The sequence below is a fragment of the Enterococcus sp. AZ020 genome, from assembly GCF_050499205.1.
GTDB classification, from domain to species: domain Bacteria; phylum Bacillota; class Bacilli; order Lactobacillales; family Enterococcaceae; genus Enterococcus_L; species Enterococcus_L dunnyi.
This window is the reverse complement of record NZ_JBIPAT010000001.1, coordinates 2,193,005-2,212,011: the sequence shown is the minus strand read 5'-3', so window position 1 is coordinate 2,212,011 and position 19,007 is coordinate 2,193,005. Positions and strand designations below refer to the sequence as shown.

Here is a 19,007-nt window from a genome sequence, read left to right as displayed (position 1 = left end):
TTATTTTATCCAATCAATTCCCAAGGTCCCCATTCTTCTGTTCCAGGAACGTTTCCTTGTGTCCACCATTTTGCTTTGTAAGTCTTTCCTTGATACGTCACGATTTCTCCACCATTGTAGGCTTTTGATGCATCCCAAGCATTTGATACTGGAGGAGTCGTACTTTCTTTGGTTTTCACACTAACTGCATTACTATCTGCTGAAAGGTTTCCAGCAGCATCGTAGGCTTTCACTGTATATGAATAAGTTGTATTTGCTTTTAATGTTGTATCAGTATATGTTGTACCAGAAACTGTTCCGACTAATACACCATCACGATAAATTTTATATCCTGCCAATTTCACATTATCTGTTGATGCTGTCCATGTCAATGTTGCCGCTGTCTCTGTGATCGTTCCAGCTGTAAGATTTCCCGGAACAGTTGGCGGTGTCGTATCTGATGGATCCGGGATCACTGTACCGCCGCCATAGATTGTTTGACGACTTAATTCAGCACCATTTTTAGCGATTCGTTGTGATAATTCAATACTGCTGATACGATTTACATCCGTTGCTGCTGCACTTGATTTTAATCGGAATGTGTAGCTGGCACCTTGCGGTATTTGCTGCGCATCATAAACAGAAGATAGATCAACGACTACAAAACCATTGGCAGTTGTCACTGTACCAGCTTTATAGTCGCCAGCAGTCAACGTTTCTGCTGCATTGACTGGAATATACAGTTTAGGCAATTTTACTGTTTCAAATGCCGCTTCCACAGCAGTTAACACATCTCCTGTTTCTCCTGCGCTTTCATTGTTTTTGATCGTTATTTCGTAACCAACACCATTTTCACTATATGGAGCAATCGTTGCTTTCACATTCAAATCAGCATAAACTGTTTTGTTTGCAGGTAACGCTGTTGCACCAAATAATCCTGCCTTGATTGCTTTTGTCAGCTCATCACGTTTTGTTGTATCAGTTGTTTTATCTTGTGATTGCATCCATGAAATCACACCGCCCAGCTGGTTATTTTTAACATATTCAGCTTTATAGCCAATAGAACGAGTATTATCGTAAGTATAAAACTCTCCTGTTGTTTGGCTATACATATAAGGCGCTTTAGCGACATCATCCCAGTATTCTTTCAGGTCTGGAGATTTGACTTTCAAATCAGCAATGTTTCGATATGGCCAAACTCCACCAGCGCGTCCACCGTCACCAGATTTTAATGGGTTTTTATTATTTGCTCCATACGTTGGTGATAAATCTGCGTCTTTATTATTTTTTTCTGCTGCTTGGAACAACCCAGGATGCTGTGTATCCGTTCCTGCTGCCACTTTATTCCAGCCGCGTGTATAAAAGGCTGCTCCGATAACGATTTTGCTTGAAGGAGCACCATTTGCCTGAAGGTATTTTACTGTTTGGTCTACAGAAAAACCACTAGCATAATTAGGATCAGCCGGATTGCCGTATAAAGCAGTATGATGGGCACTATTTGGCGTCCAAGCACCATTCATATCATACGTCATTACATTCGCAAAATCGACTACATTGAATAATTGCGCTACATCAACCCCATTTTTTAGCGTACTTTGAGCAGCTGGTAAAGCAACGGATAATTCATAGGTTTTTCCTAAGTCTTTTCCTTGTTTATCGATCGCTGTACGAATTTCTTGTAGTAATGTGATGAAGTTTTGCTTGTCTGCCGGTTTCGCATGAGGTGTTCCCTCATCATTTGTATTATCTACTTTATCTGGTTCACGAACTGAAGCAGGATATTCCCAGTCCAAATCAACAAAGTCCATATTCGTATATTTGATAAATTTGGCAATATTATTTACAAAATTTGCACGAATCGTTGGATTTGCTGCTACATCAGAAAAGTCTCCTGATTTAGACCAACCGCCAATCGATACACCGATTTTTAAGTTCGGATTTTTTGCACGAACATCTTGTATAGCATTCAAAATTCCCGAGCTTGCACTATTCCACTGCACGCCATCTTGTCCAACTGGCGCTCCAACAGCAGCATCCTTATCGGTAAATTTCAAATTCCCATTTCCATCAAAATCTAAAAACGCAAAGTTCAAATGAGTCAATTGATCTGCTGGAATGTCTTTAGGATAAAAATTCTCTTCGCCTCCCCAAATCGACCAATCACCATAATACATGACATTACGATATTTTGGAGATTCTGCCGCCTGTACGACCTTTATTGAAGCAATTCCTGATAAAGATAACACCAAACTAGAAGCAATAAGAACAAGCACCGATAAAACGTTTACATTTTTTCTAAACACCTTTTTCAAACTTTCCACCTCTTTTAATGTTTTTCATACCTGGTAATACTCTCTATGAAGTTCTCATCCCTGCGTCCATCCCGTAGCCAGCTATCCATCTCCTTTACTATTCAGTCACTAAAAGAATAAATCAAATTGCAAATAAATGCGAATAATATACTTTCAAATCATATATTTTTATAATCTATATATTATTCAGTGGATCAAATATGTAAATTCAGTGCTAAATCTTTTAATCCAGCAATGTTTAACTCATATCCTTTTCCTTGTTTTTTTATCAAACCTAATTGTTGAAACTCATTGAAGGTATAGATTAAATGACGATAGCTGACCCCTAAAAATTCAGCCGTCTCTGTATGTTTTTCCTGATAAATCCCTGCCACTTCTGTTTGCAGCATGTACGCTGCCAAACGATGCTTCAATTCATAGTTTTGATTATTCGAAAAATGTTCCACCCGTAATAAAACCTTTTTCCCCAAGTATTTAGCGATCGTTTTCAGAAAGTGATTATCAGCCAACAGATCTTGTTTGACTCTACGATACGGTAACGCTAAACAAATACAGCGATCGATCGTTTGAACATCTTTGACTTGATCCTCCACTTCTAACAAAGACAACTCTCCAATAAAATCACCTGTTGTCAAAAATTGAAGTAATGAACGTTTCCCATTTTCGTGGATCTTGTAGATTTTTGCTCGCCCTTCGATCATAAAAAAAAGATGCTCAACAGGTTTATCAAAACGAACGATATAGTCATTCTTCTCATAGACAAAAAGACTCGCTGCTTTTAAGCTTTGCTCTGGAAATTTTTCGAAGATGGCTTGAGAAGTTTCTTTGGTCAATTTTTTTAAGTCATGTAACGGATATATTTTCATAAGTCCTCCTAAAAATGTGAGATATCTCCTATTATTATGAAGCATTATCGATTAAATTACTATTATAAAGTTCAATAATTATTGGAGGCGTATCATGAAAAAAATTATAGCATCTATTTTATTTTATGCACTTAGCGGTGTTGGGATCAGCTTGACTTTAAAAGCAGATATTGGGGTCAGCAGTTTCAACTCACTTAATGTAGCTGTATCTTCTATCAGCGATATCAAAGTTGGAACGGTCACATTTTTATTCAACAGTCTATTTTTACTAGCGTATATTTTATTAGCTAAAAAGAAGGAACCCTTGAAATATGCTTTAATGTTTGTTTCCATTTTATGTTTAGGAAATATCATCAATTTCTTTTCTTACACTGTTTTCGGAGGACTGCAGCTTGACAATTATTTCTTGAAGCTATTAGTCTTTGTCCTTGGAACTGTGATTGCTGGTTCCGCTACAGGAATGGTCATTTCTTTAAATATTCTGCCATTTCCAATCGAAAGTGTCTGTATTCGTCTATCTGAGATGTCAGGTGCCCCATTCTCTAGATTTAGATATGGCGTCGATGTTATATCCGTCTCCATTTCTCTAGCGATCTCTCTATTTTATCATTTACCGATTTTTGTTAGAGAAGGAACGATCATTAGCCTGTTCTTATTATCTGGAGTCATCTCATTTACCAAAAAAGCTTATGAAATGAACTTTACTAAACAGGAAGCCTAAAAAAACAGTGGTGATAGAAGTGGAACTTAGAAAAAAGTCCGCCTCTGTCACCACTATTTCATTTTGATAAAAGGTAATGCACCATCTGTGAATATTTCATCACCACCGCCATTTCTTCCATGATAGCTTGTGGTGAAATGTTCGACAAGTTCAATCGAAACAGATTGTTTCGATTCTTCAAACGTCTCCAAGACAAAATCACGTTCCTTATCGACATCTGAGTTTATTTTATGAGTGACCTGTCCAGTAAAAAAAGAAAAGCCCACTTTTTTATCATACGTTGCAGCACCTAACCAATCCGCTTGTCTACCTCCAGGTAAATACCAGTTTTCTGGTGTTTGCCAAAAACGTACATGATGCCTTCTACGCGGATTATTTTCGATTTGCTTTTCAAATGCAATATCCTGCCGTTTACCAAATAAAAATAAAGAACTGACAGGTGCGCTTGGGTAAGACTTTGCTAACACACTTGCAATGATCATTTTTATACTTGATCGTAATGATAATTTTTCGGCAATAGTCCAGCCGCTGTTTATAAATAATTGCTCTAATTCCGCTTTACTTCCAATAAAAGCCAGATTGATCGGATCCCCTAATAACCCATCACTCGTCTGCGAACGACCGATAAAGTAATCTGGTAAGTAACGTCCTGTCATCAACTTATTGATAAAAGGCAAAATCAAATAGGAACTGAATAGCCATAAAAGAATATACGCAAAAATATGGATCTTTTTTGTTAAAATTTCAGAAAACAATACTTGATAGATCAAACTACCGCTAATCACAATAAAAATGAAACGAATCAATCTAAATACACTATTGAAAAGAGTTTGTTTTTTCATAAGTCCTCTCCTTTCCCGATTTCAACTTTTTATTCCTTTTCTTCTTCTGGATCATAAGGAACATACTCACTATAATTATCCAATTCTCCTTCAAATACGTCATTCACAAAATTACTGTAAGAACCCATCCCCATTGTACCTAGATCTGAGCTGGTTTCAGTCATATTGGTCATGATCTTTTCTTGATATTCTTCCGCTGTGATCACAGCACCTGTCTTTACATTTTTATAAAATTTTGGCATTTTACTACATCCTCTCATTCATAATCAAATGACTTTTATCGGAAAAGGAGGAACTCAATCTAATTAAATTATACTGATAACTATAAAAAAAGTCGCTTATGAACTTCTCTGTACAAAAAAAAGGGTAAAACAAAAGTATCTTTATACCTTCGTTTTACACCTTAAATCTTGATATATAGTTGGAATAGAAGTAAGCTCTGTTATTCTCAATGAATGAACTAATTCTGTTCCCTTTCTCTATACTTTACCTTTGATCCGCTTAATACCAACCGTTAGCCATCCAGAAAGCCTGTGCAGCTTCCCATGAACCATAACGTCCAGCAACATAGCTGTCAGCAACACGTTCTTGGTTTGCTTCGGAATAATCACCATTTAAATATGAAGCATCTAATTGATATCTACCGATATATCTACCGTTTGTCGCAGCATACGAACCACTTGATTCTTTTTGTGCGATCCATTCTTTCGCAGAAGAAGTCGTTGCTGGTGCTGTCGCTGCTTCTTGAGCTGGTGCTGCTGGCTCAGCTTGCACAGCTGCTTCTTGTACTGGTGCTGCTTCTGCTTGAACTGGCGTTGCATCTTTGCCAGCTTCTTCAGCTGTACGGATCACCAATTCTTCTCCTTCAAAAATCATATTTATGTTTGTAATTTTATTATCTTTTGCAATCAAATCAATTAAGCTATTGTCACCACTGAATTGTTGAGAGATCGTAGATAATGTATCTCCTGTTTTTACTTTATATAAGCTATCAGCGTGTGCGTCAGTCGTTCCCATAAAAAAGCCAAATCCTGCAGTCAAAGTTGTTGCTAATAAAATCGTTTTAAGTGATTTCATGTTGTTTCTCCTTTGTGAAAAATATTTTGTCGTTTGTTTATCGACTTTGCATACTTTAACATCTAAAAATATTTCATAGGTGAAAAAGCAATGACAATTCGTTACGAGTATTGGCTTTGCGTAACAGTTTGTAAAAAAAACGGAGAAAAACACCTGTTCGTACTGGGTTTTTGATTCAGTTTTATAATGAAAATGATCATGATTTTTTCTGAAATTTTATCGTTTTTCTTTTCAAATTATTGGCTTATATTACAAAAATTTGGAAATATTACAAAATTTCCTCTTGAATTCCAGCTCTTTTTTGATGCTTTTTTCATTTTTTAATCGGGAGACGTGTTTATTTATCACTCAAAAAGACCTCGACAAAACTAAAAATAGTTTTGTCGAGGTCTCTAATTCTTAATAAACGGTATTTAAAAGTTTGGTTATTTATGCTTCGAATTCTTTTTGTTCAATGACAGATTCTAATAAACGGTTCTCAGTTTGGATAATATCAAAAAAAGCACTGATTTTTTCTAGTTGTTCATAATCAATTTGATATAATTTTACTCTTGGTTTAAAAAATAAAAATCCAGGTCTGATTTTTACTCGTTCGTTGATCAAGTGGCATTGCTCCATCATAGATTGTAAATCCATTTCAGAGACACTATTTTTGATCTTCTCGATTCGAGCACGCTCATAGATCCATTGGTCTTTCGTCACTGTCATTTTTTCGGTGATCGTTACTAATTGACGATTCAAACGCCAAGACTGCTCAATAAATTTCGCCTTTTTATAAAGATCGTCGTATTGAATCAAATCGATGCGAACCGGTTTATACCAGTCTTCTTCATCGATCGATGACTTTTGATGCTTTTTAAATCGTTTTAATCCACTAACGAGTAAACTGTTTTCTATGGCGAGCAGCTCGTACTCCAATTTTTCTTTTGCTACCCGCACGCGTTCCTTTGACGCTTTTTCTCGTTTCAGACTTTCTTTTAGATATAAAACTTCACTTTCATCAGAACGAACAGGAACCGACGAATCCGTTTCTTCCACAGGAGCTATATCAAAAAATGTTTCGCTGTCTTCAATACTTTCAAGTATTGGTTCTTCCTCAGATGATGAACGCTCCTCTTTTTCCTTTGTTGACTCAGTTATCGTCACTTCTACTGGAAAACTCAAGGGTTCTCCCGAAATAGGTTCGCCTTCTTCTTCTTGAAAAATAGAAAGAAACTTTGCCTCTAAAATACTGCTGACAGACTGACTTTTGGTAAAGCCCATCTGCTCTAAACTAGTCGATACACTGAATGATACAGGATCTTCCTCTTGTGTTTCTAAAGATACCGGAATAAATTCACAATAATATGTACTAAATGCACCCTCAACTTCTTCTACGAGTTTTGTCCAAACAAACTGCGGGAATAGTTCTTCCAGCTCTTCTAATAAAACATCCCAATTCAATTCTGCTTGAAAAAATTGGATCTCCACATGCTTTTTAAGCGGCAGAGAAAGAACTTTCCGAGAAATCTCGTCATTTTCTCGAAAAGTAAATAATTCTCCTGTGCGGTCTTCATAAAACGCTTCACATGCATCAACTATTTCTTCCGTACTATCTTTTTGATAGAGAACGGTCCCAGTAGTGAATGGGATTGCCTGTTGATGGAAAAAAACATCAAAAAAATCATTCATTGAGCCATTCTCCTTTCTTAATTTTTACGATTGAAGATCATAGATAGGGGTCAAAATAAGTTGTTGGCCTTCCGTCAAGAAGTATTGGTCTAGGTCATTCCACTCTTTTAATGACCAGACAGAAACACCTGTTTTTTTAGAGATACTTGCTAGTGTGTCTCCTTTTTTCACTTCATAGGTTTCCTTCGTCTTCTTACGTGTTGCACTTACTTGATAATCTTTCGTATCTTTTTTCGCTGAAGTATCTGTTGTTTCTTTTGTTGCATTTTTTTCTTTTTTAGCAGTTTCTTTTGTTGTTGTCTCTTTAGTAGTCGTTGTTTTCGTTGATTTGGCTACTTGTTTCTCTGATGATTGTGTCGTCTCTTTACCTGCAAAAGCAGTAGATAACTTTTGTACCATATCTAATGAACGGTCTACAGCATCCTCTTTGACTACAACAGTTGTTTTTTCTTCTTGTTTTGGAATACTTAACTTTTGGCCGATAAACAACATACGTCGATCCAATTGATTTTTATCAAGGATCGCTAAGGTAGAAATATTGTAAAGTTCACTGATTGACTTCAGAGACTCTCCTTTTTCTACGATATGCGTTATGTACTCGATATTTTGATCAGCTTTATCATTTTGTTTTTCCAATTTATCAAAAGAAGTATTTAATGAAATCTTCTTCGCTTTTTTCGTTTTCTTGTTATCTTTTAATGTATCGTATTGGGTCAAATTATACGCATCGATCAAACCATTTAGTTTTGCATTATAGCTTGTATCTGTTGCATAACGACCTGTCAGAAATTTCGTTGCGTCTTTATACGATTTCGTATTCGTTTTCCAAGTACCACTATAAAAAGAGTTATTAAAATCAGTGCCGCCTCTGATCAGCTTCACGTAATCTTCTAATGATTCTTTGTACGATGGGTACTTTCTGAAGTCTGAACGAATCGTAAACATACTACCAGAACCGTCATCTTCACTTGTCAGAAAGTTTGCACTTTGCCCTTTATAACTACCTTTGATCCCAAATAAGTTATAATTCGGAGCTGAAGCCAATGCACTGTTCCCAGATGCACTTTCCAAAATGGCCTGTGCGATCATGACTGAGGCATACACATTGTTTTCACCAGCAATCTGACGAGCATCCTCACCGATCACTTCGACAAAACTCTTAGTTGTCAAATTAGGACTAATATGGAATACCTGATCTGATCCAGCTGGACTTGCACCTGAGGTTGTACTGCCTATTGAAACATTATTCGTTGGCGGCGTAGTAATTGGCTGCTGCGGTCCTTGGATCGGCTGCTGCGGCTGCACAGGTGTTGGTGCTGGTGTACTTGGTTTCGGAGCCGGTTTTGGTTTACTTGGCTGCGGTTTTGGTTTTGGCTTTGGTTTCGACGGAGTTGTAGTTGAGCTTGTTGTACCTGTGCTTGAACTAGTACTTGAAGTCGAACCTGTACTTGATGTTGAGCTATCGCTACTCGAAGTTGAATCACTTGTCGATGAATCTGTTGTACTTGTAGAGTCCGTTGTCTCTTGTGTTGAACTTGAGCTTGTTTCGTCAGTTGTAGACGAGTCTGTTGTACTTTCTTCTACAGTTTCCTCCGTTGACTCACTGCTGCTTTCTTGCGTAGAAGAACTTGTTGCGATTCCTTCCACTGTACTTTCTGTTGGTTCATATTCACTCGTTGAAGATAAAATTGCTACGTCTTCTTGTTCTTCCGATCCTGCAGTTACATGATCTTCTGATTCTTTAGCAACAATTGGTTGAACATCATTAACAGAAAGGACAGCAGTTGAAGTAAGCAACCCAACACTTAATACGCGCATTTTTTTACTGTTTAGATTTCTTTTTTTCATTTTGTGTCCTCTCTTTTCTTATTGGTATGGATCTTCTTTTACTAAATTGATGATTTGATTGAAGGCTTGCTCAGATTCTTCCTTCACATCTTTAATACGTTTGTAGTAGTTTTGGTATTCTTGCTCTGCACGTTCCAAACGTTTTAAAACTCCAGCTTTTCGCTTAGTTTCTTCATTGATCATTTGTGCTCTTTGATTTGCCTGATTAATAATTTCTTTGGCTTGTTTTTTCGCTTCAAGTAACACTTCGCCAATGTCTTCTTTCGATAGTTGGTTATCAACATCGATCGTTTTTTGAGCTAATTGACGTTTCGTCGCTTCCAGTTCCTGACGAACTTTCGCTAGCTCTTCATAGGTAGCTGAATCAGTTGGTGTATCAGAAGCCATGATCACGATCCGATCTTCTGAAAGCTTATCGATTTCTTCTTGTTTCGCTAATAATTCTTGCTCATACTGACGAACTTTATTTGCAAAACGCTCTGCCTTTTTACGATTTAGGTCATTCTCATCAATTTGGCGGTTGCTTTCACGTAACAAGCTGTTGTATTTACTTTTTACTTGCTCCAATTCAGCCATACGCGCATCGTAATCTTTCGGCACAGCTTGAACCATTGATAATTCATTTTCTAATGACTCATTTACTTGCTGAGCAGATTCAACTTCACTTTGTAATTGCGTATTTTCTCTCTTACTCTTACGCAACTCAGCTTTCAATTCACGAAGCTCATTTTGAAGCTGCAGATTTTCTTCTTGAAGCTCTTCCAACTCTTCATCGTCGATCACTTCATTAACAGGTGGTCTTTTTTTCGTTGGCTTAGCTTTTCTAGGCGCTGATGCTACTGGTGCTGCTTTTTTCTTTTTTAAAGAGAATAATGAACGTGGTTCATCTTCGTCATCATCATAATCTTCATCGTCATCGTAGTCATCATCATCATAATCTTCATCGTCATCGTAGTCATCATCGTCATAATCTTCATCATCATCGTAGTCATCATCATCATCATAATCTTCGTCGTCATCGTAGTCGTCATCATCATAATCTTCATCATCATCGTAGTCGTCGTCATCATCATCGTCATAATCTTCGTCGTCATCGTAATCTTCGTCATCATCGTAGTCATCATCATCATAATCTTCGTCATCATATTCATCGTAATCTTCATATTTTTTTCTTTTTTTACCTTTACCAAAAATCTTTAGCATATGCTCACTTCCTCCTAAAAATTGGGACTATTCTTTTGATTATTTTTATTTTCTAAAGTCAAACGTCTAAGTAAATTATGTGGTTGTCTATATATGTAATATAACGACAGTACGGTAGTTTTCAATTTTATAAAAATAACCAAATTCACTTTTGATTCAAATCATATGTGCGCTCTTCACTTATTCTCCTCATAGCTCTACTAACTAAACATAATACTTGAATATTTCATGTCTATTCTCCTCTTATAAATAATTAGGCTATTCGCTATTTTACCCATAAAAATTCTACCTACCTTTCTCTATTTTATCAGATAACTCCCAAACAAACAAACCGAATTGAGGCTTTATTCTTATTTTTCTATTACTATTTTTCACAAATAATACCATCGAAAAAAATGAAATATAATAACGGGTCAAATTGTTGTTTTTTTATCATTTTCACATTCAATTAAATACTCACAAAAAAAATAAATCAAATTATCAGCGATTATCAAAAAAGACAATCATTTTGTCTATTTGCAATTGCCTGAACAACTCTCAGCACATCAAAAATGTTTTATTTATCAACGTTTTCACTCTTAAACAAAAGGATGATCAAAAAAAGGAATGGTCTCTCAGATAATAAAGAAACCATTCCTTTTGAGCGCTACTTTTTTTAACACGTCTCATGCATATAAAAAAGGAACATTTTTATTTGTTATTAATTTGAAATCTGACAGAAATATGAGGAATCGTAAAACAATATTTCTACTTTGTTTTTTCACAAAAAAATCATATTTACAGACTACTTTTCAGTATAATCCTTCACAAAAACTCGAATCGCGCTCAATGTGCCGTTATCTCCAAAAGTCATACCTAGATTTCTAGCAACCTCTTTATCTTTTTCCGCTTGTTTCAACGAATTTTCTAATGGAATTTCTTGTCCTTGCAGCTCTTCAGCCGGCATATCTATTTGCTTTTTAAATGTCGTCATTTTATCTTCCAGCTTATCCACTTTAGTCAGTGCAGACAATTTTTCAAGAGCTTCTTCAGGTTCATTTAAATAAATTTTTCCATCTTCCGGATAATTATAGATCATGATACTTTGAGAATTGAGCCAAGCTATTTTTTTCTGCTTATCATATTGATAGATCAGCTCAACGATTGCATAAGAATAGTACTTTCCATCCGGCTTGTTTCTATAGGAGTATACACCTTTCATCGTAAGCGAATCGCCTGCAGCTACTACGGAATAGACTGGGTCTTCTTTTGTATTTTCATTCGTTTGCAACGTTTCTTCTAGAATAGGAAGCGATGATGTATACATTTTTGGTAATGCTATCTCAAATTTTTCTTTCATTATTTCTTGCGCTTCTTTTTCACTGACATCAAGATAATCAAATTTCCCAAAAGTTTTTTCTTGAGATTCTTGCCAGACCATTGCTTGATCTTCTTTACTTAGCGTGACTGCCTCTTCTTTTTTACAACCTACTAGCAACGCTAAACATCCCAAAAGCAGGGTAACAATTTTTTTATTCATTTCTCTCTCTCCCTTCGATCGAGTATTCAGTTATTTCAGTAAACTCAGGTCTAAAATAACAGGGTCTTGTTCAGGGAATTTCTCTGAATCAAAATTCAATACGACTTCTCCAGTGATTTGATTCAATTCGTAGATTGCTGCGGTTTCTACAGATTGATCTTTTTCTAGCAGATCTTTTTGGTGTTTTACTAGTACATCAAGTGCTGAGTTTTCTTCACTTTTTGGTAATTCCATTTCCTTCAGCAGTTGTCCTTTTTGTGTCACGGTTACAACCTCTTTTAATAAGTCAGCAGTAACTTTTTGATCTGTTAAATTTTTTGTTTCATAGCCGACAATCAAAAGTGTCTGGTTTTCTTGCCCTGCTATTTTTCTAAACCCTCTTATATCAAAAGACACATCATTGTTTTTTACTATAACACTATCATTTTCTAACTCTGTATCATTGTCTTCTTCCTCAGCTTTATAGGCTGTATCTACTTTCGTTTCTTGCAACGAACGCGCTGATTGATCGATAATTTTTGAACGTGCTTCATAATCATTATCATCTGCTGAGTAGTAAGCTAATTGTACAAAACCAGTCTTAGTTTCTATATAATAGAGATGAGCCCATACGTCTTTGTCTTTAAACTTAGTAAAGGCAGTATATTTATACGCCTGATAATCCTTTAGCTTAAATTCCTTCATATAGATATCTTCTGCATTCTCATAGTTATAAGTTTTAGCTAATTGCTCCCGAGTTTTCTTGCCAAAATCTTTTAAATCTACTGTTTCTTTTCTCGTCGTACTAACAAACATCGTAGAATTACTTTTTTTATCTTTTGCTGCAAAGATCGCATTTTGACCATATCCTTCTTTAGGATCTTTTTCCTTTTCCCACGATGAAGGCAGTTGGATCGAATACGAGATTCCCTGATCTGAAAATGTTTGTTTTTTCTCCGATAACTTTGCCGAACAGCCAGTAAAAATCAGCAGTAAACTAAGGAGAGCGACTATTTTATATTTCATTCTTTTATACTCCAATCCATCTTGTTAGCTTCTCTTTTTAACCAGAACAAATATAGTAAAAACAGCAGTATGCATATACCAAATAGACTAACTCCTATAACAAATCCTTGAGGTAAAAAGACAAATTCTATCGTGTGTACACCTTTTGAGACTGGTAATGTCAAAAAGGCTTCTTTAAATGTTGGAATATCAACTCGTTTTCCATCGATATACGCTTTCCAGCCTTTGTCATACGGAATAGTCGTCCAGACTACTTGGTCTTCTGCTAGATCTACTTCTGCACTTGCTTTTCGTCCGCTCACATCAAAATCTACACCTTTTTCTTTGATTCTGTCGAGTGAAGTCTCAAAACGATCGACATTCAGCAATGCAGTATCTGGTTGATAAAGCGCGATTTTTGCATTTGGAGAGTCAAAACTCGTTTTGACTTTAACTGTTTTAGCTGTTTCATAATACCCAAGATCGTAGTATTGTCCAGATTCAACAATACTACTTCTTCTAGTCGTACCATTGACCTCAAGAATAACATCAGCTTTGGCCATCATACTTTGATCAGCAGCTACTAAACTTAAATACGCCTGCGTTTTTGCCGGTACTTCGACAGTCCACGTTATAGAAGAAAGTTCTGTAACATTTTCTTTCGCATACACAAGGCTCTCACCACTTGATTCTAAAACAAGATTTTCCAGTTTATCTACTTTGACACTACCAAAGCTAAATAAATCCTCTTTCATACCTGAAAGATGTTTGATCAATTCTGTTTGATCCCCGACAGCATTTTCCTTATAGATTTTTTTATCAGTGAGTATTCCTAAAGGAAGCGTATTTGAGTTTTCGTATAAACGATATTCTCCTTTACTCGCTATTTTTTTAAATCCGTATTTTTCAACACCTTTTTGTTTCGATAAGTTATATTTAACTCCTAATAGAGAATCCATGACCAATGTGTTGTTGCTATAAGAAATATTTAAATTACTTCCCGTAGAACGGAAGCCTAAACTATTCAAATAGCTGGAAGAATGTCTATTACGAATCGAAGAAAACATAGTTACACTACTATATCCATAATTAAAACTATCATTCCTTGAAATCGGATCTAGATTCTCTAGACGATAAAATCCATCATTTTCACTCTTAGTTTTTTCAACTAGCGTTTTGATGTCTTCATAGTGTGCATCATAAACCTTACGGCCTGCGTAGCCCCACTCTTCTTTGATTCCCTCGATCATTAGTTTTGTATTGAAGCCTGCCTCAAAAATCATCAGCATTGCAAATAAAACTGGGAGTATTCTTTTAAGTTTATTCCCTTTATAGATCAACAATAAAATAAGATAGCACACCAGCAAAACAAGCGTGATTATGAATGCCATCGGCTGAATATAGTCATATCTCTGTTTGTTTGCGAAAAAATAGGCAGATAGAAAGACTACTAAAAGCAGAAGAATGACATTGACTATTTTTTCTACATCCGTTCTTTCGAACTTTTCAATGCTATGACCAGCAAGAAGGATAGTCAGAAAAGAGAATAGGAAGCTAAACCGATATAAAAACATATTTGGTGCATGTAGACCATGCCAAAATAAGTTTAAATTCGCTACATAGACACTTGCGATCAAAATAAGAAATAGGCTTCCATATAGAAGTTTATTCCGTAATGCGACCTTTTTATCGATAAAATAAAATAGACAAAAAATCAACGGCAGTAAGCCAATATAGATAAACGGCGCACTTCCAAATTTACTTGTGTCATAGACACCTGCCATCGATTTAGTGATCAAATCCCATGGACCTGTATCCGGTTGCCAAAAACTACTAAAATCACTTAGACTTTCACCGTTGTTCTTTAGATCGATCACTGTTGGCAAAATGGTCACCATGGATGCTCCGCCAGCCAAGAACGACGGAATCAAATATGGAACAATACTCTTTTTATATCGCTGATAATCCGTTAAAAGACGCACACAGTAGTACATAAAACTAAATACACCGATCATGAAGGCCATGTAAAAATTAGATAAAAACAATAATAAATAGCTGATAAACAGTAATGTTGGTTTTCTTTTATCCATAACACGATGAATACCTAAAATGATCAATGGCAAATAGACGAATGCATCCAGCCACATGATGACTTCTGAATATGCAGTCGTATATGCCATCAATGCATAGGTCGTACTAAAAGAAACATGAAGCCATTTCGGTAATTTAAATGTTTGTGTTGAGAAGAACCAAAAGGCAGCACCCATTGCACCAAACTTGATCAACGTGATCACATATAACGCATCTGGCATAGCCTGGTTATCGAAAAAGAAAACGAGGGGGGTAAAAATACCATTTAGATAGTAGGCTGAAAATGCCCAATAATTCAACCCTAAAGAGCCAAACCATGTATAAAATATATTCTGTTTTCCATGCAATACATTATTGAAACTTGCATGAAAGTTTGAATATTGACTAAAACTATCACTGGCCATGACAGTACGCTCACTTCCTGGATAAATACCTATAAAGTAATATGCTAATGCCATAATTGCCATCGGTAACAAAATACTCAATAATAAATAAAAACTATTTTCCTGTAGCCATTTTCTTACTGTATTTTTCATACGTTCCTCGCCTTCAGTATGTTTTATCGTACAAATCCGATCTTGCTTAACGGATAATATCGATAGGAGACAACACCTTCAATTTGTTTTGCGTCAATAAAGCCCATCATACGACTATCTGTCGAGTGATTGCGATTATCGCCAAGTAAAAAGTACTGATCCTTTGGAATTTTGCTTAATCCGCTTAACTGGTTCATTACATCAACAGAAACATTGACCTTGATCGTACCATCCGGCAAATCGATGGCTCGTTTATCTGTATTACTTATTGGTGTTTGTGCCCCTTCTTTTAATTGATGATTGATAAACAATTTATTTTCCTCAAGCCAAATGGTATCTCCCGGCATTCCAACAACTCTTTTTACATATGAATCCTTTGGCTTGTCTTTTGGTGAAAAAGTAACAATATCCAAACGTGAGGGAACTTTTCCTTTAGCCACAAATATCCGGTCATTATTTTCAAAAGTCGGGGACATAGATACACCACTCACTCTATGCGTTTTCACTCGAATCAAAAAAAGCAAACAGCATAAGATCAAAATAGTCACTGCTACACGTTTCAAAATAGTCAGCGTATGCTTCATTTTTAGGTATTCTGCTGTCTGAACTTTATGATTCGCCCGTTTTTTTTGTTTCGATTTCTTTTTTACATTTATATTGTCCATTCAGTTTGCTCTTTTCTTTCTCTCATTTCGTAAACACATTGGCTCATTTAAAATTGTGCCGCAGCATCCAGCGGAAAAATCCGCATTTCAACGACACCGATGATATCTTTTTGATCAACAAAACCGTAATCACGACTATCTGTAGAAAATTGCCGATTATCACCCATTACAAAATACTTATTTTCCGGTACTCTAGTTTCATTCGTGGTTTGCCTCAATGTAAAATCCTGAGTCAACAAAAAGCCAGACTGCTTCGCATCTGCAATAGATTTTTCAAGAAACCGTTCCGGTGTCAGCTTATTATTGATAAACAATTCATCATTTTTATAAAACAGCTCATCCCCAGGAAGTGCGATCACCCTTCTTACTGTTTTCTCTTTTGTTCGTGGATGTTTAAAATAAATCATTTTAAATCTTTTCACTTCACCCATTTTACTGACTAATATACGATCATTGTCGGTCAAAGCCGTTGTCATTGCATAGCCTTCCATCCTAGGTGTTCGTATCGTAAAATAGATGATCGTTGAAAATACGCTGATGCTGATAACAACTGTTAAAAGGAGTTGAATCAATAAAGCCCTCAACTTATTTCTCTTACATTTTTTCCGCCTGACTTTAGGTGTTGGTCTTTTTCTGTTTTTTGCTATTTTGGTAGAAGTCAGAGTTTGCTTTACTTTTTTATTTTTCTTCCTCTTGCTTGGTTCACTAATTACTTTACTGGAATTTTTTTGCTTTGTTCTTTTTTTGGTATTTCTTATTTTAGTCTCTTCAGTATCTCTTTTTATGTATTGTTTATTCTTTTTAGATTGAGAGGAAGAGTTTCTTTTTTTCGGCGTTTTGACAACCTTTTTTGTTGCAGTCATACTCTCACCCCTCAACAATTATTTCTTCTGCTGCAAAGCGGATTCGTTTACTTTGAAATGCTTGAATACTTTTTTCTCGCTTGCTGTTACTTTTTCTATGTCTTTTAAATAGTTTTCTCTTACACTGGCATCAGATAATGTCTCCTGGTTCAAACTACTGATATTAATTGCCAACTGACGCGTAAGTGTCCGGTGTCGATTCAATAACTTCTGCCCTTCGGCAGACATCCCTTGAGATGCTTTTCCTACACTTGCACTAGCTAATTGTGAACTTAAACTGCGAATATTATTCATTGTCTTTTCCGAACTAGCACCATTTTCCGTAGACTCGATCTGCTTCTTCAGTTCTCCTACAAGATAATAAGATTTTGATACTGCTTCAGCATCTGCTGCAGTCAAATTAGTTAATTGATAGTATCTTGAATAACCTGCACCGCCAACTGTTACAAAGAATAGAACAAAACAGATGATTGCCCACATCAGCTGACGTTTCTTTTTTTTCTCCAATTGCTTACGCATGCGCTGAAGTTTTTTTCGCTTCTTTTTATTTTTAACTCGGCGCGCCTTTATCTTTTTCCACTGTTTTCTGGTAGAAATGCTAAAGAAAAGCAACGCCACACCAAAAAGTAAAAAGAGGATAGCGCTGGATAATAAACCGATAAATGACATATCCAATATGCTCATAGATTTCTATCCCCTTTCATCATCTATTTTGCGGTTGGCTTTCTTTTTTTTCCTTTTTTCTTCTTTGTTTTTTTCTTTTGAACAGTGCGTACAATGAAGAAGATAACGACCACAACTGCAATCACACCGCCGACGATCATCGCAATCAGTTTCCAGTCAATCCCGCGTTCCTGTGTTAAGGTGACATCTTGCCCATTAAACTTATCTGCTTCCTCGTCTGTAATCGTGAAATCTTCAGTCCATTCCCACTTTTTATCATCAGCCGTTACTAAAATATGCGCAGTATAATCGCCGGATTCCATGCGGTCACCATTCATTTCGATAGGAAAATCGATTAAACTGTTTGGCGCCATCCGCATAGCAGCTTTTTTCGTATCATACAAAACTTCTTCTGAGCCTTTTTTCATGACTTGTGCATCAACAGTCATATTTTCAAGATATTCAGGTTTAACGTTAGAAAAATTCACAAAGACTGCATTACGATAATTTGCTAATCCTGCATAGACTTTGTTCAATGTTAAATCTGGCTCGATCTTAGTATCATTTTCGCTTAATAGTACTCCTACGATATAAGCATATTCGTTTGTAACGCCGCCTTGCTTCTTGGCATTTTTATCTTCTTTGACCTGTTGTTTCAATTGGATACCGCCAGCAATAAAGCCATCAAAATCAGATTCCGGCATGGTGATCTCTAACTCTAAAGGCACCATTTTTTTAGCTGGAATCACAACTTCTTTTGGTCCCTTTACAACATCCACAAAATCATATTTCAATGATTTGTCCTTTTCGATTGCAGAAGGACCATATTCAATAACTCCGTTACCATTTGTTTTTGCACCATTTAATGAAACACCGATCGTGATTTCTTCGTCTGAGCCGTTTGCTAGTTCAATAGTGACCGTTTGTTTCTGACCAGCATTCATTCGTAAATCGTAATACCCAACGCTTGAACGTTGATTTTCCGGTTTCACTACCTTATAAGTGAAGCCTAATCCAAGGTCAGCCGCTTGCTGCTCTGCATTTTGACTAGTTGTTTCATCAGCAAAAGCTTTTTCAGAAAAACCAGCTCCAAAAACTATGTATGTGAGTAGTACTAAGTAAGTGACGATTCTTTTTTTCATGAATGTTATAAATCCCTTCTTTTAA

General features: G+C 36.1%; 16 protein-coding genes. 1 reads left to right on the top strand and 15 read right to left on the bottom strand.

Annotation, left to right across the window (positions count from 1 at the left end; all coding sequences use genetic code 11):
• Nucleotides 1-5 precede the first annotated feature (5 nt).
• Both IGI58_RS10615 and yeiL read right to left on the bottom strand, forming a co-directional pair.
• Nucleotides 6-2,291 (bottom strand): glycosyl hydrolase family 18 protein, encoded by a 2,286-nt coding sequence (locus IGI58_RS10615; protein WP_429953435.1) that lies wholly within the window; start codon nucleotides 2,289-2,291, stop codon nucleotides 6-8.
• A 194-nt stretch (nucleotides 2,292-2,485) separates the two neighbouring features.
• Nucleotides 2,486-3,157: a transcriptional regulator YeiL gene (yeiL, locus tag IGI58_RS10610; protein ID WP_429953436.1), complete on the bottom strand. Its 672-nt coding sequence runs from the start codon at nucleotides 3,155-3,157 to the stop codon at nucleotides 2,486-2,488.
• A gap of 94 nt (nucleotides 3,158-3,251) precedes the next feature.
• Here yeiL and IGI58_RS10605 point away from each other — a divergent pair, with 94 nt between their 5' ends.
• The gene (locus IGI58_RS10605; RefSeq protein ID WP_429953437.1) at nucleotides 3,252-3,878 is read left to right on the top strand and encodes a YczE/YyaS/YitT family protein; all 627 of its coding nucleotides are present in this window, start codon (nucleotides 3,252-3,254) and stop codon (nucleotides 3,876-3,878) included.
• A 53-nt stretch (nucleotides 3,879-3,931) separates the two neighbouring features.
• On the opposite strand, the gene IGI58_RS10600 is transcribed toward IGI58_RS10605, so the two are convergent.
• The 13 genes from IGI58_RS10600 to IGI58_RS10540 all read right to left on the bottom strand — a co-directional run bounded on the left by IGI58_RS10600 (nucleotide 3,932) and on the right by IGI58_RS10540 (nucleotide 18,982).
• Nucleotides 3,932-4,720, bottom strand: a complete 789-nt coding sequence (locus IGI58_RS10600; protein WP_429953438.1) for an LssY C-terminal domain-containing protein — start codon at nucleotides 4,718-4,720, stop codon at nucleotides 3,932-3,934.
• Nucleotides 4,721-4,749: 29 nt separating this feature from the next.
• Complete coding sequence (locus IGI58_RS10595) at nucleotides 4,750-4,962, bottom strand: hypothetical protein (RefSeq protein WP_429953439.1); 213 nt, start codon at nucleotides 4,960-4,962, stop codon at nucleotides 4,750-4,752.
• A gap of 259 nt (nucleotides 4,963-5,221) precedes the next feature.
• Entirely contained in the window at nucleotides 5,222-5,797 is a 576-nt protein-coding gene (locus IGI58_RS10590) for a LysM peptidoglycan-binding domain-containing protein (protein WP_429953440.1), read from the bottom strand.
• Nucleotides 5,798-6,226: 429 nt separating this feature from the next.
• Nucleotides 6,227-7,468, bottom strand: a complete 1,242-nt coding sequence (locus IGI58_RS10585) for a hypothetical protein (RefSeq protein ID WP_429953441.1) — start codon at nucleotides 7,466-7,468, stop codon at nucleotides 6,227-6,229.
• A gap of 24 nt (nucleotides 7,469-7,492) precedes the next feature.
• Nucleotides 7,493-9,316, bottom strand: a complete 1,824-nt coding sequence (locus tag IGI58_RS10580; RefSeq protein WP_429953442.1) for a glucosaminidase domain-containing protein — start codon at nucleotides 9,314-9,316, stop codon at nucleotides 7,493-7,495.
• Nucleotides 9,317-9,334: 18 nt separating this feature from the next.
• Nucleotides 9,335-10,519 (bottom strand): hypothetical protein, encoded by a 1,185-nt coding sequence (locus IGI58_RS10575; RefSeq protein WP_429953443.1) that lies wholly within the window; start codon nucleotides 10,517-10,519, stop codon nucleotides 9,335-9,337.
• 784 nt (nucleotides 10,520-11,303) lie between these two features.
• The gene (locus tag IGI58_RS10570; protein WP_429953444.1) at nucleotides 11,304-12,038 is read right to left on the bottom strand and encodes a hypothetical protein; all 735 of its coding nucleotides are present in this window, start codon (nucleotides 12,036-12,038) and stop codon (nucleotides 11,304-11,306) included.
• 30 nt (nucleotides 12,039-12,068) lie between these two features.
• On the bottom strand, nucleotides 12,069-13,043 hold the full coding sequence (locus IGI58_RS10565) for a DUF5067 domain-containing protein (RefSeq protein WP_429953445.1): 975 nt from the start codon (nucleotides 13,041-13,043) through the stop codon (nucleotides 12,069-12,071).
• Entirely contained in the window at nucleotides 13,040-15,649 is a 2,610-nt protein-coding gene (locus IGI58_RS10560) for a YfhO family protein (RefSeq protein ID WP_429953446.1), read from the bottom strand. The genes IGI58_RS10565 and IGI58_RS10560 overlap by 4 nt, the downstream gene beginning before the upstream one ends.
• Before the next feature lie 23 nt (nucleotides 15,650-15,672).
• Nucleotides 15,673-16,314, bottom strand: a complete 642-nt coding sequence (gene lepB / locus IGI58_RS10555) for a signal peptidase I (RefSeq protein ID WP_429953447.1) — start codon at nucleotides 16,312-16,314, stop codon at nucleotides 15,673-15,675.
• A 47-nt stretch (nucleotides 16,315-16,361) separates the two neighbouring features.
• The gene (gene lepB, locus IGI58_RS10550) at nucleotides 16,362-17,177 is read right to left on the bottom strand and encodes a signal peptidase I (RefSeq protein WP_429953448.1); all 816 of its coding nucleotides are present in this window, start codon (nucleotides 17,175-17,177) and stop codon (nucleotides 16,362-16,364) included.
• A gap of 18 nt (nucleotides 17,178-17,195) precedes the next feature.
• Nucleotides 17,196-17,861 carry a hypothetical protein gene (locus IGI58_RS10545; protein WP_429953449.1) on the bottom strand — a complete coding sequence of 222 codons (666 nt, stop codon included), beginning with the start codon at nucleotides 17,859-17,861 and terminating at the stop codon, nucleotides 17,196-17,198.
• Between the two features lie 23 nt (nucleotides 17,862-17,884).
• Nucleotides 17,885-18,982 (bottom strand): DUF916 and DUF3324 domain-containing protein, encoded by a 1,098-nt coding sequence (locus tag IGI58_RS10540; protein WP_429953450.1) that lies wholly within the window; start codon nucleotides 18,980-18,982, stop codon nucleotides 17,885-17,887.
• Nucleotides 18,983-19,007 lie beyond the last annotated feature (25 nt).